Source organism: Pluralibacter gergoviae ATCC 33028 = NBRC 105706, from assembly GCF_001598855.1.
Lineage (GTDB): Bacteria > Pseudomonadota > Gammaproteobacteria > Enterobacterales > Enterobacteriaceae > Pluralibacter > Pluralibacter gergoviae.
The window spans coordinates 95,378-120,095 of the sequence record NZ_BCZS01000007.1; the positions used below are offsets into that span (position 1 = coordinate 95,378).

Consider the following 24,718-nt stretch of genomic DNA (forward strand, 5'->3'; position numbering starts at 1 on the left):
AATGTTGAAGAAGGAAGTTTTCATCGGCCCGTCATTAAAAAGGTGAAAGATTCAGGAACAACCGCTGTAGCCAGCCCATCTGTTGCGCCTCATTGATATATCCGTTGCCGACATACTCAATACGCGCATCGGACACCTGGGTAGAGATCACGGTATTACTGGCGCTGATCGTTCTGGGATTGACGACGCCGGAGAAGCGGATAAATTCCGTGCCCTGATTGATGGCAATCTGCTTCTCTCCCACCACCTGGAGATTGCCGTTCACCAGCACCTGGTGAACCGTCACGGTGAGGGTGCCGCTGAAGGTGTTTTTCGCCGCAGCGCCGCCCTTGCCGGAGAAATCACTGCTGCCGCTGACTTCGGTTTTGGTGCGATCACCGCCGAACAGTCCCGAAAGCATGCGGGGAATAGCGTCAAAAGAGAGTCCGGTTGAGCCATCGCGATTCGCACTCGCCGACGAGCTTTTGCTGGCGCTGACGTTTTCCTGCAGGATGATGGTCAGGGTATCGCCGACGTTTCGCGGGCGCCTGTCTTCAAACATCGGTTGATAGCCATAGTTCATCGCCTGCCCGGTCTGAAAGATGGAGCCGCTTGCGGCAGAAGCCTGAACGGGAACCGGTGCCGCCGTCGTTTCTCCCTGCACAAGCGGCTTGTGTGGAAGATAGGCACATCCCGATAGCGTGATGATCAGCGCGGCGATCGCCGAAAGCAGAACGGGTCTGCGACGGAAAACGGAGGGGTGGCGAACGCTGCAAGGTCGGGCGACGTGAGAAAAAGGCTGGTTTTTCATTTCATTCACTAGGTAATACCGCAGCCGCACTCGCCTCCGCCCGCAGGCGGAGGCACGGTCAGGCTGCTATTAGAGTTGCGTTAAGCGCTGCAACATCTGATCGGATGTTGATACCGCTTTACTGTTGATTTCGTAAGCGCGCTGGGTCTGGATCATATTGACCAGCTCTTCGGCGACGTTGACGTTGGAGGCCTCAACGAACTTCTGCTTGATGGTTCCCGCACCGTTCAGGCCAGGCGTGCTCTCATTCGGCGCGCCGGAGGACTGCGTTTCGCGATAGAGGTTCTCGCCGATGCTCTCAAGACCGGAGTCGTTGACGAAGGTGGTCAGCGTCAGCTGGCCTACCTGCTGCGGCGCCGTCTGGCCCGGCACCGTGACGCTGACGATACCGTCTTTGCCGACGGTAAGCTGATCGGCATCCTGCGGCAGCGTAATGGCCGGCTGAACCGGATAGCCGCTGGAGGTCACCAGTTGCCCGTTCTGATCTATCTGGAAAGAGCCGTCGCGGGTGTAGGCCGTGGTGCCGTCCGCCATCTGCACCTGAAAAAAGCCCCGGCCTTCGACGGCCAGATCTTTATCATTGCCGGTCTGGGTCAGGTTGCCCTGAGTGTGCAGACGCTCGGTCGCCACCGGCCGCACGCCGGTCCCCAGCTGCAGCCCGGACGGGATCGTGGTCTGCTCCGAAGACTGCGCACCCGGCTGGCGCACGGTCTGATACAGCAGGTCTTCAAACACGGCGCGCTGGCGCTTAAAGCCGTTAGTGCTGACGTTAGCCAGGTTGTTGGAAATAACGTCCATATTGGTCTGCTGTGCTTCCAGACCGGTTTTAGCAATCCATAACGAACGGATCATGAGTCATGTTCTCCTGCTCTGATTAGCTCAGGCTTAATAGCTGGTTGGCCTTTTTGTCGTTGTCATCGACGGTACTGATAGTGCGCATACTCATGTCAAACCCGCGGGCGTTGGCTATCATGTCGACCATCGATTTCACCGGGCTGACGTTGCTGCTCTCCAGCGCGCCGGGCGTCAGCTTGAGGTCTGGATCGGCCGCCAGCGCGGCCTGGCCAGCATTCGGCGAGGTTGGCGCAATGTGAAACAGACCGTCATCGCCGTGGACCAGATCCTGCATTCTGGCGTTGACCATTTTCAGGCGCGCCACCGGGGCCAGGGTTTTGGCATCGTCGCCCGCGCCCCTGGCGGTAATGGTGCCGTCCGGCGCAATGGTGAGCGCCGACTGCGGCGGCACCTCAATCGCGCCGCCATCGCCCATCACAGGCAGGCCGCGGATGCGCAGCGTGCCTTCGCTGTCCACCTCAATATTCCCCGCACGGGTATAGCCTTCGCTGCCGTCGGCATTCTTCACCGCAAGCCAGCCGTTCTGCGGCAGCGCGACGTCGAGGTTTCTTCCGGTCTGGTTGACTGCCCCCATGGTGTCGTCATTGAACGGCGTTGAGTCTGCCACCAGCGTGCGGGTCGCGACCGAAGGCCCCTCAACCGGCGCCGCACGAAAAGCTGAGAGCTGAGCCCGAAAGCCGGGCGTTGCGGCATTGGCCAGGTTGTTAGACGTCACGCTCTGGCGGGTCAGTGCGGCGTTCGCCGCGCCCATAGCGGTATATATCGCGCGATCCATATCAGCCCTCGTTAGCCAAGATTGGTGACGATTTGCAGCAGCTCAGACTGGGTCTTGATGGTCTGCGAATTCGACTGATAGTTGCGCTGATAGACGATCATGTTGACCATCTCCTGGCTCAAATCGACGTTAGAGGCCTCAACGCGGTTACCGGCTACGGTGCCCAGATTGCCGGTTCCTGAGGATCCAATCACCGGCTGACCGGACTGCGAAGTTTCAGACCAGCAGTTGTTGCCTTCAGAAGAGAGTCCGCCGGGATTAGTAAAGTTTGCCAGCACCACCTGACCGATAAGCTGAGACTGGCCGTTGCTGTAGGAAGCCATCACCTGACCATCATCATCCACCGTATAACCGTTCATCTGGCCCGGCGCATAGCCGGTGGTCGACTTCTTATCAATGGAGGTTTCGGAGGACTGCTGGATAGTGCCGTCGAGATCGAGATCGAAGTCGAGGGCAGTACCGCCGTTGTAGGACGCTCCCTGAATTTTCACCTTCGCCGGATTGGTGGTGAGTTTTCCCGAGCTGTCAAACTGCAGATCCAGCTCGCCGTAGATATCTTTGCCGTTGGCATCTTTTACCGGCGAGGTGGTGTCGTTGGTATAGACCTTCCACTGGTTATCGCCGGTCTTAACGTAGTAGACGTTGATGGTGTGCTTGTTGCCCAGCGAGTCGTAGGCTTCAATCGGCGCAACCTGGCTGTAGGTCTTATTATCAGACGGATCGAAGGGATGCTCAGTCTGATCGATAGCCTCGGTTTCGGAGGAGAGATTTCCGCTCATCGTACCGGCATCGGAGGCCTTCGCCGGCATCTGTCCGTCGGGGATCTGAATCGGGCCAACCGGTGAGCCGGGCTGAACGGTCGGCGGCGTACCGGTGGCCTGGTAGCCGCTCAACTTCATGCCCTGATTGTTAATAATGTAGCCGGAGGCATCCTTCTGGAACTGGCCGTTGCGGCTGTAAAACACGCGGCCCGCCTCATCAACCATACGGAAAAAGCCGTTGCCCTGAATCCCCATATCCAGAGCATTATTGCTCTGGGTGAGCACACCATCGGTGAAGTCCTGATTAACCCCCGCAACCTGAACACCCATACCAACCTGGGAACCCGCAAAAACGTCTGCGAAGGAAATTGCGCCAGATTTAAAACCTACGGTCTGGGAGTTGGCGATATTGTTACCCACCACGTCCAGCGCCTGGGAAGCGGCATTTAAGCCGCTGAGACCTTGTGCAAAACTCATTGTTATTTAATTCCTGAAAAGAGAGGAGAATGACGTGCGGCGATTACTCAATGAGGTAAACGTCGCCCAGCGTGGTGGTGCCATCCTTGCCCAAACGTAATACTGCGCCCTGCGCTGAAAACGAAACGCCGTCCACGGTAGACTTTTTAAGAGAAACAATTTTCGGTACCGTGCCATCATCGTTGGCAGCGGAATAGGTCACTTTAAAGTTGCTATCCGCAGGAGGGGCGCTCGGTTTAAAGTCCTGAAGATCGTCGAGCGAGAAGCTATTCACGCCGGACTTCAGATCTTTAAGATCGGCGGTATAAGCATTACCGGCGTCATCGGTTAAGGTGACGGTCACTTTATCGGTATCCGAATCCACCGCGAAGGAGAAGTCCTTATTACCGTCCTGGCTTGTTGATACCGAGTTGTCACCTTCGATATAGACCTTGCGGCCGACCCACTGCGCGGCATTCATCTGCTGCATGTTGTAGATAAGGCCGCCGACCTGATCGAGTTCGGTATTAAGATCGCGGACCCCGGCGGCAGTGTTAAACTGCGCCAGCTGCGAGGTCAGCTGGTTATTATCCATTGGGTTAGTGGGATCCTGATTTTGCATCTGGGCAACCAGCAGCTGCATAAAGCTGTTGGTAATATCGTCGATATTGCTACCGGTGCCGAGGTTACCGGAACCTCCGCCAGCCGGCGCCGCGCCTGCACCTTGTACAGGATTGCTGGCGGCGCTTATTAAAGGTGAAACAGACATTTTCTGACCTTACTTATTGACCGAGCGTCAATGTTTTAAGCATTAATGATTTGGCCGTGCTCATAACTTCAACATTGGCCTGATAGCTGCGGGAAGCAGAGATGGTGTTCACCATCTCGCCCACGACATTTACGTTTGGCATGCGGACATAGCCGCTGGCATCGGCCAGAGGGTTGCCCGGCTCGTACACCATGCGATCGGGCGCGTTGCTTTCAACAACATCGCTGACCCGCACTCCGCCCGTCTCCTGGCCCGGTGCGCTATTCACTTCGAAAATGACCTGTTTCGCCCGATAGGGCTGCCCATCTGGCCCTACGGCACTGTCGGCGTTTGCCATATTACTGGCGCTGACGTTAAGTCTTTTCGACTGGGCGGCCATTGCCGAACCGGCAATATCAAAGATACTGAACGTTGACATCGTTATTATCCCTGACCGATAGCAGTCATCATGTTTTTGATTTGAGCACCCAGTAACGTAAGGCTGGACTCATATTTCACGCTATTATCAGCATAATTCACGCGCTCCCTGTCCATATCGACAGTATTACCATCAGCGCTGGGCTGGTCCGGAATTCGATACATTAATCGCCCATCATCAAATGCCGGCGCCCGGCCAGGTATATGTGCCCCGGAGGTTAATGTCAGTGAAACAGGGCTATTTTGTGGCCTATTTTTATCCATTGAGTCCTTTAACTGGCGTGAAAAATCAATATCTCTTGCCAGATACCCTGGAGTATCTGCATTCGCAATATTGGCAGCCAGAACATCCTGCCGCTTAGTCAGCAAGCTGAGCGCCTGTTGCTGGAAGCGGAGCGCACTATCGAGTCTATCGAGCATGAAATATACTCACTTTATACTTGAAAAATTAACCCAAACATTTTAGGAGTGAACAACCTATTTCTATACTGCAAAGATCCAACAGAAATAAACGCAATTAGAGACATGGCGAAAAAATGACACAGTTTGTAAAACTAATTCGCCGAATTGGCATCAAAAACTTCACTGTCTCTGGCATTAAAAATGAACGAATTTTAGCATATACTCTCAGAATAAAAATTCTAATTAACGACTTCATTTTACTCTTGCAATATATCAATAAGGTCTGACCGCCACATGTCATTTATCCGTTCCATCCTTGCTATTGCAATAATGCTGGGTAGCAGCCTGAATTATTCCTTCGCCCATGCCAGCGTGGAAAATGAAGCATTAAAGCGAAATATCACTGCGCTTATCACCTCTGAAAGTCAGCTGCCAGCAGCGGCCAATGTTGTTCAGATAGTCACTATCGTCACGCCCATCAGCCAGCTCAAACAGCTGTGTGAAAATCCCGATCTGTATCTCGCCGGCAGCAGCAGGCGCCTGACCGGTAACAGAAGCGTTGTCGCACGCTGCGGTAACCTGCGTAAATTCATTCAGGTCAAGGTGGCGGCGGAGGGTGAGTGGTGGACTGCGGCCCACCCCTTAAAACCCGCCAGCGTGATTCAGGAGGATGATCTGATGCTGCATACCGGCTCGCTCGATCATCAACCGGCCGATCTTCTCTTCGATAAAAGCAGCATTATTGGCCAGACCACCACCCGCACCATCAACGCCGGGCAGGCAATCACCCAAAGCGAACTACGGCACCCCTGGCTTGCCGTCGCGGGCCAGGAAGTTGAAATCCTCGCCCAGGGCGATGGCTTTCAGATACGCACGCGCGGCAAGGCGCTGACGAATGCGGCAGCCAACAAAACGCTCAGGGTTTCCATGCGTAACGGGCAGATAATCAACGGAATTGTTGAACCTGACGGTACGGTAAGCATAAATCTTAAAGAATAATTTTAGTCTTTTCCGCTGTGACCGATAGTTAATACAGAGTCACAAGTTTATGAGGATCACGATGAGTATAGACAGAGCGCAGTCGCCTCTCCCCGTATCAGCAATGACCGTTCGTCGGGATTTTAACACTCCGGCAAAAAGCGGAAACGCGAAAGCGGCGGTAGCGACCAACAGCAAAGAGAGCGGCACGCGGGTAAAATTCAGCCAGATAGCACAGCAAATTCAGGCGGATTCGGCTCAGGATATCGATTATCAGCGTATTGACAAAATCCGCAGCGCGATTGAGTCCAATGAGTATACGATCGACCCTGACCTGATAGCCCAAAATTTAGTGAATGATATCTTTCAACTCTCCTGATGTCATAAATGATGAAAACTGAAAATTTTAGCTCTATTCTGAACAAGCTTCACAGTGCGCTGATTGAACTGGAGGCGCTACTTATTGAGGAAGTGTCACAGCTACGAAAAGTACAGATTAATCCCGTTTCGCTACAGATTATTTCTGATAATAAAAAACAGCTGCTTTCCACCATCAGTCACTATGATGAGATGCGCAAACAACTAGAGGTAACGCTAAAAATAACGGCTCCGTACAAAAACAACCCCAGAATTGCAACCTCGTGGGAAGAAATTGTTAAAAAAATAAAAATATCCAATGAGCTTAATAATAAAGTTGCAGGCCTGCTGGCGCTGCATATGGAGAAAAGCGATCGGTTAAATAAACTGGTTAAAAAGAGCGGCTCAATGATGCCCACCTATGGCGCCAATGGTCAAACAGAGACCGCATCCTCAGGTAAGGTTTATAACCTCAGCGTATAATAGATATATTATCTCATAACTAACAATAGCATCCATTTATTTACCTATGAAAGACAAAGAAGAATCTTCTTCTTTGTCGCGATTATTTATATTTAATTTAACACCTCAAGACCAACACCAATGCCGATAAGGTTTGCGTATTGCGGTAAAACATCAAACAAAAGTTTTCCTTGAGAGTTTTAATTATGTTAAACAGGATAAAGATCGTCAGCGGATTATTGTTGCTATTTGTATTAATAAATATATTGCAAATATCCTCTGGTGCAATGAGTTATTACTCTCTTAACTCAAATAAGAAAAATACAGAAATAGTATCGACCATCAATCTACAGCACGACTATCTCAACAAATCCTTTATCTCTTTACTGCAAGTCAGGACAATGGTTAGCTTAGTTGGCATCAACTACGCACTTAATCATGACAGTACCGCAACGTCCCCGGATATCGCCACATTACTCGATCGGGCAGAAAAATCGCTGCTGCTGGCCCGGCAACAATGGAGTCAATATGAAGCAATAAAACTTCCTGTCGCTATCAATCCGCAAAAGCGCGATGTACTCAGGCAGACCTATATGATCTACGCTAATTCGCTGGCTGAGATGATTGTTTTCATGAAACGCCGTGACCTGGCGAGCGGGCTTAATCAGCCAACGCAGAAAATTCAGGATAACTTTGAAAAAGCCTATATCCAGTTCATTGCCAACGGCGAAAAAACGCTCGCAGGCGCCGTTGCGGCGAGTAACTTTGATTACCGACTGGCCGTCGCTATCTCGATAGGAGCAACATTACTGATTGTGCTACTGGTCTTTTTCGCCTGGTTCGGCATTCACCATATTCTGATTAAACCGCTTAACCGGTTGAGTAAAAGTATTAATAACATTACGGATGGCGATTTAACGCAGCCTCTTGAAATCGCAGGCAGTAACGAGCTCAGTACCTTTGCTAGCCATCTGCACCAGATGCAGAACGCATTGAACCGCACCATTGGCAATATTCGCACCAGCGCCAATACCATATACCACTCGGCTAAAGCGCTGACGCTTGGCAGCAGCGAACTTGCCGAGCGTACCGAGCTGCAGGCGGCGTCTCTGGAACAGACCGCTGCCAGCATGGAAGAACTGACGTCAACGGTGAAGCAAAATGCGGAGAATGCGCAGAAAGCGAATCAGCTGGCGCTCGACGCATCGGCCGCAGCCCGCCAAGGCGGTAAAGTCGTCAGCAATGTTGTCGCCACGATGAATGAAATCACTGAGAGTTCGCGGAGAATCGCCGATATTACCAGCGTCATTGACGGCATCGCTTTTCAGACGAACATTCTGGCGCTGAATGCCGCCGTGGAGGCCGCGCGCGCCGGCGAACAGGGACGAGGATTTTCGGTCGTCGCAAGTGAAGTGCGCAATCTCGCCCAGCGCAGCGCGCTCGCCGCCAGAGAGATCAAGACGCTTATTGATGATTCCGTCTGTAAAGTCGATCTTGGCTCCACGCTGGTGATAAGCGCCGGGGAAACCATTGATGAGGTCGTAAAGGCCACGACTCACGTTAACGATCTGATGAGTGAAATTGCCTCCGCTTCACAGGAACAGAGCAAAGGAATTGAGCTGGTGGGCAAAGCGATAGTCGAAATGGACAGCGTCACGCTGCAAAACAGCAATCTGGTGCATAAGTCGTCCAGCGAAAGCCACGCGATGGAAGAGCAGGCCAGCGTGCTGACGAATAGCGTCGCCGAATTTACCATCCGCCCCGCCTGACGCCAGCGCGGCTCGCGCTGCAAATAAAAACACCCCGTCAGCTAACGCTCACGGGGTGCGGTGATCCGCATATAAATCCGGCGTCAGCTTCCTGACGCCGGATCCTCTTTTACGGGCAAGAGGGCCAGGCACGCCTGAGCCCCCGGCAGCCTGGATATTTCAGAACAGCTCCCTGTCGAGCCAGTCGCCGGTATCAATCCGCGTGTGCGACTCCACCGAACGCTGGTAGACATACATCCAGGCGCTCCCGTAGGGCGTCTGGATCAGGTGGCGCGCGTATTCACCGCCCTTAGTACGCAGGGCGTCGAGTTCGGCGAGCGTTGAAGCGTCGATGCGATAAACCTCACCTGCTACCGTGCCCTCACCGGGCACCGCGCCCGGATAGTGGCCCAGGCTGTAGAGCTGATAGTTTTCCACGCTGAAATCGCCCAGCCACTGGCCATTGGTCATCCAGTGGCTGTTGCCTTGTTTGCGTCGTAAACTGCCGTAAACAAATATTCGCATTGCTAAAACTCAAACTGATAGAGCAGATCGAGCGCCTGATCTATGCCAGACACCGCTTCCAGATATAGCTTAGGCATCAGGCGATAACGTAGCGTGAGCGTTGCCAGAGAATCAAAAATTCCCACGCCGTATTTCACCTGCAGACCCGGCATAATATAACCGCTGACGACAACCTGGGAAGAGTCACCGACTCCCGCCGTGTCGAGCGCCAGATTGCTTACGCCAAAGGTCTCGCCGATTTTACCCATAACCTGCCCACTCTGCGCAACCCCTAAACCGACTAAAGCTGAGGTCATTGCCGCGCTGTCGCTCTGCTCGCTGCTCAGTCCCTGACCGCGCAGCAGGTAAGAGAGCGCCTCCTGCTGGGACATCGCCGGATCGGAGAAGATCTCCGCTTTCGGCTGATCGGCTGAGCCGGTGACGCGCACGCCGGCCACCACGTCGTCCTCGGTGGCGTCCGGGTTACGAATGGCTTCGATATTGAGCATCGGCTGGTCCGGCGGGCCTGAGAACAGCAGGATGCCCTTGCGGACAATCAGGTCCTGACCGTAGGCGTGGAAACGCCCTTCCGGAATGTTGATCTGCCCGTTAAGGCCCAGCCCCTGTTTGTCCTGCGCCACCTTCAGATCGCCGTCGAGGCGGGCCTTCAGGCCGAATGCGCTCAGGCGAACGTTGTTGCCGAGATGAATATTCAGGTTGCTGTTAATGGGGATCGCGGCGGTCTGCGGTTTTTCCGGCTGCAGATCGTTGTTGAGCATCACCTCATCGCTGGAGACGCCCGTCGCGCTCTCCGGCACGTCGTGCACCACGATGCGCGCCCAGGGCACGTCGACGTTGCCGTCGAGGGTAAACAGGCTCGGCGTGGCGGTAAAGACCACGTCGGGCGAGACGTCCAGACGCACCATCGGCGGCACGGTAATGCGCACCCGGCTGCCCTTCGCCGCCACCTGCGCTTTCCAGTTGTCGAGCTGGGTCCAGTCGGCGTTGCCGCTGAGGTTTATCTGCCCCTGCTTCGTGGCGATAAGCCCGGATAGCGTCGAGCGGGTGCCGTTGAAGCTCAGGCCGATGCGGCTCGGCTGCATATCGAACGGCATAAAGTTCGCGTCCATATCCAGATCCGCCAGCTGCAGCTGGCCGAAGAGCTGCGGCGCCTGCAGGTCGCCGCCGAGGCGCAGGTTAGCGTTGAGGTTGCCGGCCGCCTTCTCGCCGCGCTCGAAGATGGCGTTAATCATCGACAGCGAGAAGTTGCGGATGTTGACGCTGCCCGCGAGATTGCGCTTGCCCTGCGGATCGCTGATGTCGATTTTGCCGTCGGTCTGGCCGTTGTTGGTCAGGCGAATAAGCCAGCCCAGCTCGGCGCGGTTGTTGTGCAGATCGGCGTTAACGTTGAGCGTATCAAAGGCGACCGGCAGCGGGGCGTCGTTCACCTGCTGGGTCACTTTAACGTTGCGCCCGGAGAGCGTCACTTTGCCCTGTGGCAGGCCAGGCTTGGTGGTGTCCCAGCTGACGTCGGCATTGCCGCTGAACACGCCGCTGGCCTGGGTTTCAGGCGGCAGGAACGGCTTGAGCATCGCCAGGTCAAAGCGGTTGAGGTTCACCAGCGCGCGGCCGCTGGCGCCCGCGTCGATGGTCTGCGGGACGCACAGCTCGGCGTTCGGGTTGGTCCAGCAGTGCGGCCCGACGCTAATCTTCTGCTCTTTGTTGCGGTAATCGAGCGCCACCGCGCGGTTAAGCGCCAGCGGCCCGACCGGCGTCTCGAAGCGGGTATTGCTGAGCGTACCTTTCCAGCGCTGCTCGCCGCGGTCAAAGCTGCCCGCCAGATCCAGCTGGCCGGAGACCGGCTCGCCCTGAATGCGCAGCGTCAGCTTATGCTCCTTCTCGCTGCCTTTGGCATCAAGCAGCACCTGGCGAATGTTGACGTCCGGCTGGGTAATGCCGTTCACCCGCACGCCGAGGCTGCCGCTGATTTGCTCTGCCGATTTGACGTCGCCCTTGACGCTGACGTCGGCGACGCTGAGCTCCTGCCAGCGCAGGCCGCGGGCGGTGATGTCCGCCAGCAGCTGCGGCGCCTCGATGGTGCCGCGCACCTTCACCAGTCCCTTCGCCGTGCCGCCGAGGCCCGGCAGCGCATTGTCGAGATTCGGCGCATCGATGCTGGCATCGAGATTCAGGTCCTTAACCCCCAGCTCGCCCTTCACGTCGGCGCTGTTGTTGCCCAGCGCCAGGTGCAGGCCGGGGATTTTCCACTGCAGGTAGCTGTTGCCGGAGAGCTTGCCGTCAACGTTGACCTTGTTCTGCTTGACGTTGCCGGTAATTTTCAGCTCCGGGACATCCACCTGCCAGCTGCCGCCGTAAAGGCTGCCGCGAGTTTTGATAATACCGTTAAGCTTCGACGGCCAGTCGGGCACCTCTTTGGCGGTATTGATACCGGCAAGCGTCAGCTCGCTGCGCCAGCTGATCGCCTGCTGCCAGTCGACGAGCGCCTTCAGCTCGGTTTTGCCCTCCAGCGCCGCGACGGTGAGCTTATCAATGTTCACCTGCTGCGCGTTGCCTTTAGCGTCGAGCCGTATGTCGGCGGGCGGCAGGTCCTGGCCCTTAACCGCCGTTTTAAAGGACAACGCGTAGTCGGTGGCCCTGCCGCTGAGCCTGAGGTGCAGATTGTCCGCCTGGAACTGGCGCTGGCCGGTGAAGGGCCAGTACAGCTGTTTGCTCTGTACTTCGAGGTTAAGCGGCAGCCCGGCCTCGGCCAGCTGCGCCCGGGCCCGCAGGTCGATATCGGCGGGGCCGGAGAGATTAATTCCGACCTCAAGCTGCTTGCGCAGCTCGCCGCCGACCTTCATCTTGATCTTCTCGCCCTTCAGCGGATCGATATTCAGGGTACTGTTGAGCGTCAGATCCACCGGCCAGCTGTCGGCAAGCGTTGCCGACCCGCTGGCGTTGACGGTGCCCTGGCTGGAGTTAACGTCCAGGGTATCCAGCGTCATTTTGCCGTTGTTGCTGCTGACCTTGAGCAGCAGCTTATACACCGTCAGATCGGTATCGCCGGTGACCCGCAGCTGTTCGCCGGTAAACTGCTGGATGTTGAGGTTGAGCGGCAGGTGGACGTCGGCCATCTCCGGCAGCAGCGGTTTGGCGAAGAGGTCTTTCATCGTCTCGCCGAGCGGCTTTTCGTCCGGCTTTGGTTTCTCGATTTTGGGTTCGACCACCTGCTCCTGCGCCACTTTTGCCGCTTTGGGCAGGGCGATCAGCAGCCCCTGCAGCGCGGTGGGTGTCAGGGTCAGATCTTTCTCTTTCCAGCTGAGGCCGGAGGTAAAGTCCATCAGCGACACCGCGGTGTCGTCAATTTTGATATTGATATTGCTGAGCGCCACCCGGCTCAGGGTGATGGGATACGGCGTCGAGAGGTTCAGCGGCCCGCTCTCCTCCTCTTCCACCGGCGCGGAAGGCGGCATTTTTTTGCTGTCGATGGCGACGTTGACGTCGCTCAGGGCGATATCGTTGACGCACAGGCTGCTGTGCCACAGGCAGCCCGGATCCACCGCCAGGTGGAAGCGCCCGGCCTGAACCGCCACGCCGGGCTGTTCGTAGCGCAGGTTCTTCACGGTCAAATCGCGCCAACCGCCGGTAACCTGCTCAATGGCGAGCCCCGGCACCCAGCGGTTGGCGGCCTTAAACACCAGATGCAGGCCGGGAGTGGTGCCCACCAGAAAACCGACCGTCGCCAGCAGCAGGACGACCACGATCAGCGCGCCGAGGCTTATCTTTTTCCATAAACTCATAATTCAGGCCCCAGACCGATGTAGAACTGTATCCCGTGTTCGTCTTTATCGCCGACCGGGGCGGCAATATCGAACTTGATCGGCCCGACCGGCGACTGCCAGCGCACGCCGACGCCGGCGCCGGTTTTAAAGTCGCTTTTGCTGATATCGTTTACCGCCTCGCCGCTGTCGACGAAGACGGCGCCCCACCACTTGCCGGTGACGTTGTACTGATACTCCAGCGAACCGGTCGCCAGCTTCGAGGCGCCGCGCAGCTTGCCTTCGCTGTCTTCCGGCGAAATAGATTTGTAGTCGTAGCCGCGAATGCTGCGATCGCCCCCGGCGAAGAAACGCAGATCGGGCGGCACTTTTTTGAAGTCGTTGGTTTCAATCCAGCCGAGGTTGCCGCGCATGACGAAGCGGTGCTTCTCCTGCAGGGTGCGGATCCAGGTGTTCTGCGCCTGCAGCACCAGGAAGTCGATATCGGAGCCCCAGGTAGTGTTGGAGTAGTCCACCGAGTAGCGCTGGGAGTCGCCCCAGGTCGGCATCAGGCCGCCGCGGGAGCGGGTGCGGCTGACCATCACGCCCGGATAAAGCAGCATGGTGGTATCAGTCACCTCACCCTGGGTAAAGTGGTCGAGGCTCCAGCGCAGGTTGATGGCGCGCTGCCAGCCGCTGGAGAGGTCCCAGTAGCGGGAGAGCGCCAGGGTCGTCGAGTCCGATTCGGTATCGTTAAGATCGGTGCGCTTGTAGCCGCCCTGCACCAGGTAGTACTGCTCCAGCGGATTTTTCAGCAGCGGCATCTTGTAGCTGAAGTCCAGCTGCTGCTCGGGGCTGGAGATGCTGAGGCTGGTGGTCAGACTGTGGCCGTAGGAGTTCATCCACGGCTTCTTCCAGGTGGTCTTCACCCTCGGACCGACGTCGGTTGAGTAGCCTATCCCGGTTTCAATGGTGTTTTCGGTGCGCGGCGACATGACGCCGTGCAGCGGCAGCACCTTGGTCTGCCGCGCTTTATCAAACTCCGGCGCCACCACCACCGAGTTGAACCAGCCGGTGGCCGACAGGCGGCGGTTCAGCTCGCCGAGATCGGCCGACGAATAGTAGTCGCCCTTCTTAAACGGGATCAGGTTTTGCAGATAGCGGTCCTGGATCTGCGAGCCTTCGAAAGTGACGTCGCCAAAGCGGTAGCGCTGACCGCTGTCGTAGTCGATGTCCCAGAAGGCCTGATGGCGGTCGAGGGCCACGCCGAGCTGGCTCTTTTTAAATTCGCTGTCGAAGTAGCCTTTGCGCAGCGCAACGCTGGTGAGATCTTTTTTGAAGCCATCGTAGTCGCCGTGATTGAGCACGGTGCCGATTTTGGGGCGCTTCTTCAGCAGATCGAGGTAGTCGCGATCGTCGCGGGCGCCGCCGCGCAGGATAACATCGGTACCGCCGATGCGCACCGGCTCGCCGGGCTTGACGTGCGCCACCAGCTCCTGGCGACCTTTGGCCGGCGCGGGCTTAAGCTCAAAGTTTATCGACGGTTCGTAATAGCCCAGCGCCTTAAGACCTTCACGAATGGCATCGTCCACCCGTGCCTGGAAGCGGCGGTCGGCCGTGACTTCATCGCTCTCGATGGTCGATAGCTGCGCGCGAACGTTCTTCTCCAGTTCGCCCGACAGCCCCTCAACTTTCAGGCGAATTCCCGCCGCGCTGGCGACGCTGCTGATCAGCAGTAGGCTGGCCCAGCATAGATGTCGAAATTGTGGCACCTTATCTCCCAAATATCCTTGCTTCCACCCCGGACGGAAAAGCAACAGCCGATCCACGACTTAACAAAAATTCAACACTAACGATTGAAAAAACGATGCAGGGCCCGATATCTCTAATGTTCACCTACGAGCCTATCCCATCAGGCTCTACGTATACATCATCCCATATTGTGTTAAAACTGACGTTATATGACAACCTCAACGACATTCTCAGCATTCCGGAGGCCACACCGTGAGTCTATTTGATAAAAAACACATTGTTGCCCAATCGGATGCGCTCCCGGGGCGTAACACGCCGATGCCGGTGGCCACCCTGCATGCCGTAAACGGACATTCGATGACCAACGTGCCCGACGGCATGGAAGTGGCGCTGTTCGCCATGGGCTGCTTCTGGGGCGTTGAGCGCCTCTTCTGGGAACAGCCGGGCGTTTACAGCACCGCGGCGGGCTACAGCGGCGGCTACACGCCGAACCCCACCTATCGCGAAGTCTGTTCCGGGCAGACCGGCCACGCCGAGGCGGTGCGGGTGGTCTACGACCCGAACGTTATCAGCTATGAGCAGCTGCTGCATCTTTTCTGGGAAAATCACGATCCGGCGCAGGGTATGCAGCAGGGTAACGATCGCGGCACCCAGTACCGTTCGGCCATCTATCCGCTGACCCCGGAGCAGGAGAAGGCGGCCCACGCCAGCCTCGAACGCTATCAGGCGGCGATGAATGCGGGCAACGATACCCGGGCGATCACCACTGAAATCGCGGCGGCGAAACCCTTCTACTACGCCGAGGACGATCACCAGCAGTATCTGCATAAAAATCCTTACGGCTACTGCGGCCTCGGCGGGATTGGCGTCTGCCTGCCGCCGGCGTAACGCTACGCTGGCCCGGCGCTCTGCTGCATCAGGTCCACCAGCTCGCGGGCGGCGCGGTCCAGCGGCCGGTTTTTCAGCCACACCAGATGCATCGGCAGGCGCAGGGCGTTATGGGTATTTTTAAACCTCAGCCTGACGAGCCTGCCGCTGTCCAGCAGCGGCTGGGTGAGTGACAGCGGAAAGTTGCCCCATCCCAGCCCGGCCTCCACCATACTCAGCGCGGCGGTCAGGCTATCCGTCTGCCAGAAAAATGCCGCCACCTGCGGACGCTGGTCGCTGACCGGCAGATCGCGGCTGGCGACCACAATCTGCCGGACGTTCACCAGGTCCTCAATAAATAGCCCGCCGTCCGACTCCCGCCAGGCTGGATGCGCGGGCGACAGCGTCGCTACCAGCGCGTCGCTGCCCACCAGCTGCAGCTGCTCGGCGCTGTTAACGCTCAGGCCGCCGAACACCAGCCCGAGGGCAATACGCTGTTCGTGCAGCATATGCAGGACGTCGTCCCGCGGTGCGCTGAGGAGTTCAACGTTCAGCAGGCTGTAGCGCTCAGACAGCCGGCGAATGGCCGCCAGCAGCGCGGCGCTGTTAATGTCCGCCGCCACGCCGACGGAGAGCGTGCTCTCCAGCCCCTGGGATAGCTCCACGGCGTGGATCTGCAGTTGCTTGAGCTGGGCGGCAATCGCCCGGGCGTGCGGCGCCAGCGCCAGGGCCAGCGGCGTCGGCACCGGCTCGCGGCGGGAGCGGTCGAACAGGTCGAAGCCCAGCTCGGCCTCCATATTGGCGATCCCCATACTCACCGCCGACGGCACGCGCCGCAGCGCCCGCGCGGCGGCGGAGAAGGAGCCGCGGTCCAGCACGGCAAGAAACAGTTCGATGTTGTCGCTGGAGAAGTTCATCGTCGACCTTTCAATAAAACTGATAGTAACTGACTTTTTCTGTCAGCATCGATGACTGTATTGTAGCGCCCCGCCACCCAATACAGGAGAACACCGTGCAGGGCTTTAAAAGAAAACTGGTCTATGTGACCGCTTATGAACTTATTGGTATGACGATTTCGGCCCTGGGGCTGGCGCTGCTCTCCGGCCACGAACCGGCCTCCACAGGCCCGCTGGCGGTGATCATCACCACCATCGCGGTGAGCTGGAACTTTATTTACAACTATCTGTTCGAATTCTGGGAGAGCCGCCAGGCCTCGCGCACCCGCACCGTCCGCCGCCGGGTGCTGCACGCCATCGGCTTTCAGCTGACGCTGGTGGTGTACCTGATCCCGCTTATCGCCTGGTGGATGAACGTCAGCCTGGTGCAGGCGTTCCTGCTGGACGCGGCGCTGATTGTGATTATTCCGTGCTACACGTTTGTCTATAACTGGGTATTCGATAAGGTGTTCGGTTTACCGGCGTCGGCGCTGCCCGCCAGCGAGACGGCGTAATGGATTGCTGCATCAGGTTGAAATAGCGTTGATGAGCCAGGTGCGGCCCGGGAATGGGGCCGCACCGATTATTTTTATCAATAAATATCAATTTACTTTTCCTGATTTATCATATTGCTCATTTCATCACCTTTATGAAAAAAGAAAAAACAAACCTTCTCATTATTATATAAAAATCATAAAACCCGGTCATTAACAGCCCTTAATCACATAGCGCTATCATCTGTCGCGTTACCCTCTCCTTGCGACTTTAATATTCATCGGCCAGCGTGCTGATAATAAATAAAATGTCGCCAGTCTGATTCATAACTTTAATTAATAAAGATTAAGGAGTATGTAATGGGTAAATCCATCACTGCAAAAAATAGTGCAGCCTCTGTTCCCGCATTAATAGAATTGAACAGCGATAGCAGCGACTGGTGTACCGAGTGGCCGGACGTCAGCAAGTGTTTCTATATCACGGTCTATGACAGCGACAAAAAACCGGTTTCGGGCGTTGCTGTCGGGCTTGAGACACTTGAAGCCACCGACGGGAAACCGGAGTTAACCCTGATGAATAGGCCGGTGACCAATGCCAATGGCGTTGCCATCGCGTTTTGTCGGATTAAGGCTGAGGCCGGACAGTATGCTGTGGTCGCAGTACATTCCGCCACTCAACTACAGTCGTCCCCAATGATCCTCAATATGAAGGCGTCTGAACTTCCGGCACCGCGCATACCGGCGGCATTTGACAGCATCATTGATGATTATGACTATGCAAACAGCGTTATGGCGAATGTGATCGGGGCGCAGATGCAGCGAGGTAGCGTGGTTTATCTTCTGTGGGGAGATAATATGTTACAGCAGATACTCACGGAAGATGATAACAGCTGCCCATTCTTCCTCACCGGCAGGGGTATCGTACCTGATGAACGGCTTTTTCAGAATCAGTCTTACCGCGTAAGGGCGTTTGTTGTCGATCCCGCAGGCAACGGGAGTTTCTCCACCCAGATATTGCTGGGGGTATCACGCACTCACGGCGGGGGCGCACTTCCATTTTGCGAGCCGCTGGATATCCCGCAGGGAGACGACGGCCTCCTGAACCAGGAGGATATTCTCAACGGTGTAACTATCAATATCCCCAATGGCCCGCTGATTCTGAATGGGCATACTCAGGCTGAGCATCAGTTGACCGAAGCGACGGCAGCCAGTATCAGCCTTAAAGCCCTGAACAATGATGGCGTGACCATTAATACGCTGAATATTCCTCTAAACGTTGTAAATATTCCCGCCGAGGATGATCCCTACCCGTACCAGGATACTCCTGACCCCCGCCAACCTACGGCGCTTAAGGACTTGCTGATGAGTATCGGCGCGGGCAGCATCATGGTGTCTTACAACGTAACGATTAAAAATTATACTTACAGCGTGACAAAAGAAAGGAGCTACGAAGTTGACGTTTCACAGCTGAGTCATTAATCCGTTAAAGGCAAAAGCAAGTTAAACTGAATGCAGCCTATACGGCACTGACATAACGACGAAAGATAATAAAGCTACCGCGACATTCAGGTAGCTTTATTATTGGTTAATAAATATTTTCCACGTAATGAAGCCATCATCATTAAGGTAAGCGGCAATACTCTTTACGCATTTGCACTCCGCTGTTAAAAACCACGAAGAAAAATCGCACGTATATAAATCCACCAAAACCATCGATTAAACAAGGTATCTTCGCGATCGTCTGAATTATTTAATAGCCAAACATCAATAATAATAAAATTATAAATCACGCAAAATCATTACGCTCAATCACAATCATTATTCGTCACCGATCACTTAATCACCATGAGATTGTCGCTATTGTTTTCAGGCGGTTTACGGATAAGCACAACTTGATTCACTTCGTACTTATCCGGAAAAGAAAACTGCCTGATAAGCATCTATTAATCAAATAGACTAAGGAGAACTACAATGGATAAATCCACAACGATTAAACCCGTTGCCAATCCTGTTGTAACTACCATCGAACTTACTAGTGACAGCAATGACTGGTGTACAAACTGGAAGGATGAGGTAAGTAAGCGCTTTTACGTCAGGGTAAAAGATGAAGCGGGTAAAGTAATGTCCGGCATCACCGTAAACCTCACATCAAATATTCCTGCGCTGTCTCTTAAACCCGTAGCAACACCGCCAACCAATGAAAAAGGTCTGGCCATTTTACTTTATACACTGAGTGGGCCTGCAGGTTTTTATCAAATTACCGCAGCAGCTGTTACTCCCCCTTCAGAGCCAGGCCAGCATCTATCAACAACAGCGCAAACCAGCGCGGTACTGCCTCTTGAAATGAAAAATACAACCCTGCCTGCGCCTCGGATCCCTGCGGCACTGGATGGCGTCATTGATGATAATGACTATGCTAATTCAGTCGTCGCAAGCGTTATTGCCCCGGATTTGCGCAAAGGGGATCAGGTTTTCCTGCTTTGGGGCGACAATGAAATGCAGCAAACCGCAACAAGGGATGACCAATATTATCCATTTTTCCTGACGGGCCCCGATATTACGCCTGATGAACTGCTTTTCCAGAACCAAAGTTATCTGGTTCGCGGCTTTGTCGTTGACCCCGCAGGTAATGGTCACTATTCCGAGGCCACAGAGGTACTCGTTGCCCGCGTTAATGGCGGTGGCGGCTTACCCTACTGCACACCTCTTGATATTCCCGCAGGTGATGATGGATTCATTAATCGGTCAGACGTAGGTAATGGTGTAGAGATTGTTATTGAAAACTCACGCATTTATTACAATGGAGAATCCGACCCTGTCGATATCCCTCAACAGTTAACCGATGAGAAGACAACCGCTGTCAGCATTAATCTTGTAGCACATAATAAAGCAGGGCAAACGATTAACACATTGAATATTCCTGTCCCGATCCCTGTTCCTGTCGAGGGTGACCCATCGAAATATATTTACAGAGATAGTAAAGATGATCAAGAACCAAAACCTTTACATGATTTTCTGATGGCTATCGGTGAGGGTAGCATTAGAGCCACCTATAACGTTACTAATGAGGGAAAAACTTACACTACTATAGAGGAGAGAGTCTACGAGGTTGACGTCATTCCACCTGGCGGACTCTAAAAAGTTATGAGGCGCGCAAGCGCCTCATTTTATATGCAAAATAAATTAATCAACATTATAAAAAAGAATATGTATCATTGATAATCACTCAATATAAAATTGTTGATAAATCATCGCAATATAATTACAGCTTCCTTTCACACGCTGCCGTATACTTCTCTGTTGACAGTACTCGCCACGCCATCCCCCCTGCAAGGTTATACATATCAACCTGATATGCGATTACCGGAGTTGCCCAGTAATCAGCAGGTGAAACACTCCAGCCAAATGCTGTCATATCGCCCCATTCCGGCCAAAAACGCCCAGGTCCCCTTTTCGAAGCTTTAGATGAGGGGGCGTTGCTGAGCGTTGCCAAACTTGATTGCTCATACCCCTGCTCAGAGCACCAGTTAATAGCTTGCGCGAGCGGAATCTTATCCTCGCCGTGAATAAACCAGCGGTTAATTGTAAATCGATAGGTCGCCACCTTAGCCGGATTATCCTTCTCCGTCGCCGTGATGGTCACTGCCCCGGTTCCTGCGGGGAACTCTTTGTTGAGCTTAACGTTACCGCTTCCATCAACGCTAATCAGGTCGCCTCTGTCCGTTGCCCAGTCAAAGTCTGTGGCCGCCAGCGTACTGTCAACGATCAGCTGGAATTCGCCCCCGGTGAAGCCTGTGGTGGGTACTCCGGTGGAAGCTTCAAAGTCAAAGCCATTAATTTTCACCGTTTTAAAGGTCAGCGGAATGGCCTTTTTAAAGGTAACGCTGGCCGTCACGGTATCAACCACGGTACTGGCGGAGTCTGCCAGCGTCGCGGTGACGTTACTGCTGCCATCCACCGTGCTCGTCAGCGTATTCACGGCCACGCCGCTGGTATCAGTGGTCACCGTCGTGGATTTCAGCACCGCGCCATTATCCGCCGCAAAGGTCACTACCTGGCCTGCGGTCGGATTACCGGCCTGGTCAACGACGGTGACGGAAACGTCATTGTCATCGGTGCCGTTGGCCTCCGCGTTATCTTTGGTGACCGTCATCTTGCCGTCGAGGAACTTATAGGCGCTGGTTAAGGTCACTTTGGCCGGGGTATTTACGGCGCTGGTGCCGTCTACGCTGGCGGAGATAATCGCATCGCCAACGACTGTGCCCGACAGCGTTGCGGTGTAGACACCGTTGCCCTTCTCGGTCACCGCAGAGGACTGCACGGCGACGCCGCTGTAGTCAAAGGTGACGTTCAGCCCGCTGAGCGGATGGCTGGATTTATCCATCGCCGTGAAGGTGACGGTTGACTGCGTTTTACCGTCGGCCACGATGGTCGTCGGGTTCGCCACCAGGGTGGATGTTGCGGCATCGACGCCGGTGGTGATCAGGGTCACCGTCTGCGGCGCCACGCCGGTATCGCTGCCGCCGTTGGTGGCGCGAATGTCGACGCTTCCCGGAGTCAGGCCCGTCAGGGTTGCGGTATATTCGCCATTGCCTTTGGCGTTGACGGCGGAGAGGGTGACGGCAACGCCGGTCGGTGAAAAGGCGATCGGTAAACCATCAAGTGGGTTATCGTTGGCATCTTTGGCGGTAAAGGTGATTAACGACGAAGCGACGCCATCGGCGGCGATCTGCGCAGGCGATACGGTCAGCGCGGAGTGCGCCGGATCGATTTTTCCGGCCGTCAGGGTGACGGGCACCGGGCTTCCGACGGTAGAGCCGTCTACCGCGGCGCTGATGTTAACGACACCGGCTCGCGTTCCGGACGTCAGTATCGCGGTGTAGGTACCGCTCTCCGTTTCCTGCACGCTGGCGATAGTTACCGGAACGGCATTATCGCTGCTGAAGGTGACGTTGAGTCCGCCGAGCGGTAGATTGCTTTCCGAGCGCGCTTTAAAAGTGATGACCGCCGTAGACGTGCCGTTGGCCTCAATCTCAGACGGATCCACCGCCAGAGTTGAGTTAGTCGGGGAAACAGCCATCTGCGTCAGCGTAATGGTGGCGCGCAGGTTCGTGTCGCCCGACGGCCCCGATGCGCCAACGGTGACTGTTCCCGGCTGCGTGCCCGCAGTAAACAGCGCTTCATACTGCCCCGGCGCCTTTTCAGTTACCGTTCCCAGGGTGCCCTCCGGGCCGCTGACCTTAGAAAACGTAAACTGCTGGCCGGCGATCGGGTTTTTATTGGCGTCCACGGCAGTCAGCGTGACGACGGAGGTGGTTTTGCCATCCGCCTGAATGGTTGCCGGTACGGCCTTCAGGCTGGACTGCTGCTGGTCGATGTCGCCTGCAACCAGTTTGACCGAGGCTTTCAGGGCGTTGACCTCGCTACCGTTAATGGTCGGCGTAATCGAGACGTCCCCGGCGACGGTGCCGGTAAGGTCGGCGGTGTAGATACCATTACCGTTTGAGGTAACGCCGGACAGCGTGACCGGCACGCCGGCGGTGGCGAATGCCACGGTAAGGTCATCGATCGGGTTGCCGCTCTCGTCCCTGGCGGTTAACACAATTTTAGAGACGTCGCTGCCGCTGGCTTTAACGGTCGCCGGCGTGGCGGTCAGCGAGGACTGGCTGGCGGAAATCGCCCCTGCCACAAAGGCAACCTGGGCGCTGGCCGCGCTCTCGCTGATAGCGGCGGTCACTGTCGAGACTGACACCTGATTATTGCGCAGCGTAACGGTAGCCACACCGCTGGCGTCACTGGTGCTGTTTTCCGCCGACAGCGATCCAATATCGGTTTTCCAGTTGACTTTCGCATTGGCCAAAGGCTGCCCCTGACCATTGTCCACCCGGACAGAACAGACTGATTTGCTGTCGCTGGATATCACCACCGTCGCCGGGGCGCAGGTCATGGAGTCCTTAACCAGGTTGCCGGGGTTCTGCTCAACGATAACATTGGTGCTGGTCGCCGGGGCGGCATTGCCGTGGATATCGTGTACGACAGCCGTCAGGGTGTACTGATTAAGCGATTTCTCCACGTAAGGGGGCAGGCTCAGCGTCCAGTCAGTGTGGGAACCTTTTGCCATCGGCGCTAACTGCACGCCGGGCTGGGTCAGCACCGAACCGGACCACTGTACATCGGAAACGCCATATTTGGATTTGATCGTCAGGCGGACTGGCTGGCGCGTGCTTTCCAGCCCTTTAATTTGATCGGGCAAACGCGCGTTCAGGAGATCCTGCTTGCGATATTCCAGCACGATGTCGTTGTTACGCTGAACGAGGTCCATCCGGCTGCCGGCAAGGGTTCTGCGCAGAGAGACCTTCGACGGATCGATTTGCTCTGAGAAAGGCACGCCGAAGTCGTAATTAAACTCAAGGCCCAGAATCGTGTCGTTATTACCGCCCTTTTGCGAGTCGCGAAAATCGACGCCCATCGTTACCAGCGGCACCGGCGTGTAGTTTAATCCCAGCGTAATGGCTTTCGGATCCTTCTCCCGGCTGCTTCTGCCGAAGAGCGCGACGTCATTGCCGTAGTACTGTTCATAGGTTACCTTGGCGCCGAGCTGCGGGGCGCCGGGCAAGTAGCCTTCGGCCCGGACATCGAAGCCGTTCGCCGGGCGCTCATCGTAATCCTCAAAATCGCGGGACTGGTGCCAGTCGGTGAGCCTGAAATAGCCGTTAGCGCCCAGCTTGAGGTAGTCGCGCCAGTATTCGATACCTGCGCCAAGCCGACGGTTATGGCCGGTAAAATCATTATCATAAAAGACGTTTGTCCCCAGCATAGAGGTGGGCATGAAATAGCGGCCGCCAAAACCGATATTTGCCGTATTGCGGCTGTCTTTATGACGGTAACCCAGCTGGCTAAAAAAGAGCAGATCCTGCGTGTCATACAGTGAGAATAAGGTATCAATGGAGCTTTCAGAAAGGTGATAATCTTGGTCAATACCAAATTTGACCTGTGCAGTACCAAATTGCGATAACCATTTTTGAAAGGAGGAGGTTGCATAATTAGTGGCAGATGACAGCGCGTAGCTCGACATCTCTTTGTTATTACTTGCAATATTCTCAGCTATTCGGGCAACGTTATTCTCGGTACTGCTGTTATCAAACGCATTATTTCCGTAATCCGTTTGTTCTTGTCCAAAAATTGGCTTCGTCGTGTTAGGTGATTCGCTACCGGCAAATGACATAGGCACATAAAGAAAGATTTGTCCTAAGATTTGCGTAGCGCAGATAAATTTCTTTAATCTGTCGCGCTTATTCATGATTTCATCGTACCTTGCTCGCAAAGAGATCAATGGAGAAAAATCCCCATTGTTCTCAAAAAACAATCGTGTTTATGACATTCAAAAAAGACGAGGAGGGGTTATGCCCTGAAGGATCGTCGCACTTATTGGAGCAAAAGAGCGTTCGAATTATAACTGGAGGCTTCTGAAAATTCTTAAAATGGCATTGCGCGTAACAGTTTGTAATCAGCTTAATTTAACATCAGCACCACTCACAAACCCACGTCTGTATACATTGCCGACCCACTAAAATAACCATTAATCAACAAAAGGCCTCTTAATCAGAGAAGCAGGAAGGTAAAGACGCTCCCCCTGCC

Annotated in this window: 20 protein-coding genes; 8 read left to right on the forward strand and 12 right to left on the reverse strand. The window is 55.1% G+C overall.

What is annotated here, in order from left to right:
- Positions 1 to 34: 34 nt before the first annotated feature.
- From ENGE1_RS09510 to flgB, 7 genes are all read right to left on the reverse strand, one after another.
- Positions 35 to 790: a flagellar basal body L-ring protein FlgH gene (locus tag ENGE1_RS09510; protein WP_080732644.1), complete on the reverse strand. Its 756-nt coding sequence runs from the start codon at positions 788 to 790 to the stop codon at positions 35 to 37.
- 69 nt (positions 791 to 859) lie between these two features.
- Positions 860 to 1,642: a flagellar basal-body rod protein FlgG gene (gene flgG, locus ENGE1_RS09515; protein WP_043081908.1), complete on the reverse strand. Its 783-nt coding sequence runs from the start codon at positions 1,640 to 1,642 to the stop codon at positions 860 to 862.
- Positions 1,643 to 1,664: 22 nt separating this feature from the next.
- A complete protein-coding gene (locus ENGE1_RS09520; RefSeq protein ID WP_043081907.1) occupies positions 1,665 to 2,420 on the reverse strand; it encodes a flagellar basal body rod protein FlgF in 756 nt (251 codons plus the stop codon).
- A gap of 11 nt (positions 2,421 to 2,431) precedes the next feature.
- The gene (flgE, locus tag ENGE1_RS09525) at positions 2,432 to 3,658 is read right to left on the reverse strand and encodes a flagellar hook protein FlgE (protein ID WP_048253461.1); all 1,227 of its coding nucleotides are present in this window, start codon (positions 3,656 to 3,658) and stop codon (positions 2,432 to 2,434) included.
- 43 nt (positions 3,659 to 3,701) lie between these two features.
- Positions 3,702 to 4,406, reverse strand: coding sequence for a flagellar hook assembly protein FlgD (locus tag ENGE1_RS09530; RefSeq protein ID WP_043081905.1), 705 nt, complete (start codon positions 4,404 to 4,406; stop codon positions 3,702 to 3,704).
- A gap of 13 nt (positions 4,407 to 4,419) precedes the next feature.
- Positions 4,420 to 4,824, reverse strand: coding sequence for a flagellar basal body rod protein FlgC (flgC, locus tag ENGE1_RS09535; protein ID WP_043081904.1), 405 nt, complete (start codon positions 4,822 to 4,824; stop codon positions 4,420 to 4,422).
- A gap of 5 nt (positions 4,825 to 4,829) precedes the next feature.
- On the reverse strand, positions 4,830 to 5,243 hold the full coding sequence (gene flgB / locus ENGE1_RS09540) for a flagellar basal body rod protein FlgB (protein WP_048253462.1): 414 nt from the start codon (positions 5,241 to 5,243) through the stop codon (positions 4,830 to 4,832).
- A gap of 276 nt (positions 5,244 to 5,519) precedes the next feature.
- Here flgB and flgA point away from each other — a divergent pair, with 276 nt between their 5' ends.
- The 4 genes from flgA to ENGE1_RS29400 all read left to right on the forward strand — a co-directional run bounded on the left by flgA (position 5,520) and on the right by ENGE1_RS29400 (position 8,791).
- Positions 5,520 to 6,224: a flagellar basal body P-ring formation chaperone FlgA gene (flgA, locus tag ENGE1_RS09545; protein ID WP_048253463.1), complete on the forward strand. Its 705-nt coding sequence runs from the start codon at positions 5,520 to 5,522 to the stop codon at positions 6,222 to 6,224.
- A 49-nt stretch (positions 6,225 to 6,273) separates the two neighbouring features.
- Positions 6,274 to 6,582 carry a flagellar biosynthesis anti-sigma factor FlgM gene (gene flgM, locus ENGE1_RS26915; RefSeq protein ID WP_225823471.1) on the forward strand — a complete coding sequence of 103 codons (309 nt, stop codon included), beginning with the start codon at positions 6,274 to 6,276 and terminating at the stop codon, positions 6,580 to 6,582.
- Between the two features lie 8 nt (positions 6,583 to 6,590).
- Complete coding sequence (locus tag ENGE1_RS09555; RefSeq protein WP_225823470.1) at positions 6,591 to 7,043, forward strand: flagella synthesis protein FlgN; 453 nt, start codon at positions 6,591 to 6,593, stop codon at positions 7,041 to 7,043.
- 185 nt (positions 7,044 to 7,228) lie between these two features.
- Positions 7,229 to 8,791: a methyl-accepting chemotaxis protein gene (locus ENGE1_RS29400; protein ID WP_048253529.1), complete on the forward strand. Its 1,563-nt coding sequence runs from the start codon at positions 7,229 to 7,231 to the stop codon at positions 8,789 to 8,791.
- 159 nt (positions 8,792 to 8,950) lie between these two features.
- On the opposite strand, the gene ENGE1_RS09565 is transcribed toward ENGE1_RS29400, so the two are convergent.
- From ENGE1_RS09565 to tamA, 3 genes are read right to left on the reverse strand one after another with little or no spacing between them, the layout of a single operon-like run.
- Positions 8,951 to 9,295, reverse strand: coding sequence for a gamma-glutamylcyclotransferase family protein (locus ENGE1_RS09565; RefSeq protein ID WP_072051224.1), 345 nt, complete (start codon positions 9,293 to 9,295; stop codon positions 8,951 to 8,953).
- Between the two features lie 2 nt (positions 9,296 to 9,297).
- On the reverse strand, positions 9,298 to 13,074 hold the full coding sequence (tamB, locus tag ENGE1_RS09570; protein WP_048273159.1) for an autotransporter assembly complex protein TamB: 3,777 nt from the start codon (positions 13,072 to 13,074) through the stop codon (positions 9,298 to 9,300).
- On the reverse strand, positions 13,071 to 14,804 hold the full coding sequence (tamA, locus tag ENGE1_RS09575; RefSeq protein WP_045287502.1) for an autotransporter assembly complex protein TamA: 1,734 nt from the start codon (positions 14,802 to 14,804) through the stop codon (positions 13,071 to 13,073). The genes tamB and tamA overlap by 4 nt, the downstream gene beginning before the upstream one ends.
- A gap of 232 nt (positions 14,805 to 15,036) precedes the next feature.
- Between tamA and msrA the strand changes: the two genes are divergently transcribed.
- Positions 15,037 to 15,672 carry a peptide-methionine (S)-S-oxide reductase MsrA gene (gene msrA, locus ENGE1_RS09580; protein WP_043081899.1) on the forward strand — a complete coding sequence of 212 codons (636 nt, stop codon included), beginning with the start codon at positions 15,037 to 15,039 and terminating at the stop codon, positions 15,670 to 15,672.
- 2 nt (positions 15,673 to 15,674) lie between these two features.
- Here the strand turns inward: msrA and ENGE1_RS09585 are convergent, their stop codons facing one another.
- Entirely contained in the window at positions 15,675 to 16,568 is an 894-nt protein-coding gene (locus ENGE1_RS09585) for a LysR family transcriptional regulator (protein ID WP_043081898.1), read from the reverse strand.
- A 95-nt stretch (positions 16,569 to 16,663) separates the two neighbouring features.
- On the opposite strand from ENGE1_RS09585, the gene ENGE1_RS09590 reads away from it, so the two are divergent.
- The 3 genes from ENGE1_RS09590 to ENGE1_RS09600 all read left to right on the forward strand — a co-directional run bounded on the left by ENGE1_RS09590 (position 16,664) and on the right by ENGE1_RS09600 (position 20,218).
- A complete protein-coding gene (locus tag ENGE1_RS09590) occupies positions 16,664 to 17,101 on the forward strand; it encodes a PACE efflux transporter (protein ID WP_048253465.1) in 438 nt (145 codons plus the stop codon).
- A 339-nt stretch (positions 17,102 to 17,440) separates the two neighbouring features.
- Complete coding sequence (locus ENGE1_RS09595) at positions 17,441 to 18,559, forward strand: hypothetical protein (RefSeq protein WP_048253466.1); 1,119 nt, start codon at positions 17,441 to 17,443, stop codon at positions 18,557 to 18,559.
- Positions 18,560 to 19,051: 492 nt separating this feature from the next.
- Positions 19,052 to 20,218: an Ig-like domain-containing protein gene (locus tag ENGE1_RS09600; RefSeq protein WP_043081895.1), complete on the forward strand. Its 1,167-nt coding sequence runs from the start codon at positions 19,052 to 19,054 to the stop codon at positions 20,216 to 20,218.
- Positions 20,219 to 20,342: 124 nt separating this feature from the next.
- On the opposite strand, the gene ENGE1_RS09605 is transcribed toward ENGE1_RS09600, so the two are convergent.
- Entirely contained in the window at positions 20,343 to 24,380 is a 4,038-nt protein-coding gene (locus tag ENGE1_RS09605; protein ID WP_080964526.1) for an invasin domain 3-containing protein, read from the reverse strand.
- Positions 24,381 to 24,718: the final 338 nt, after the last annotated feature.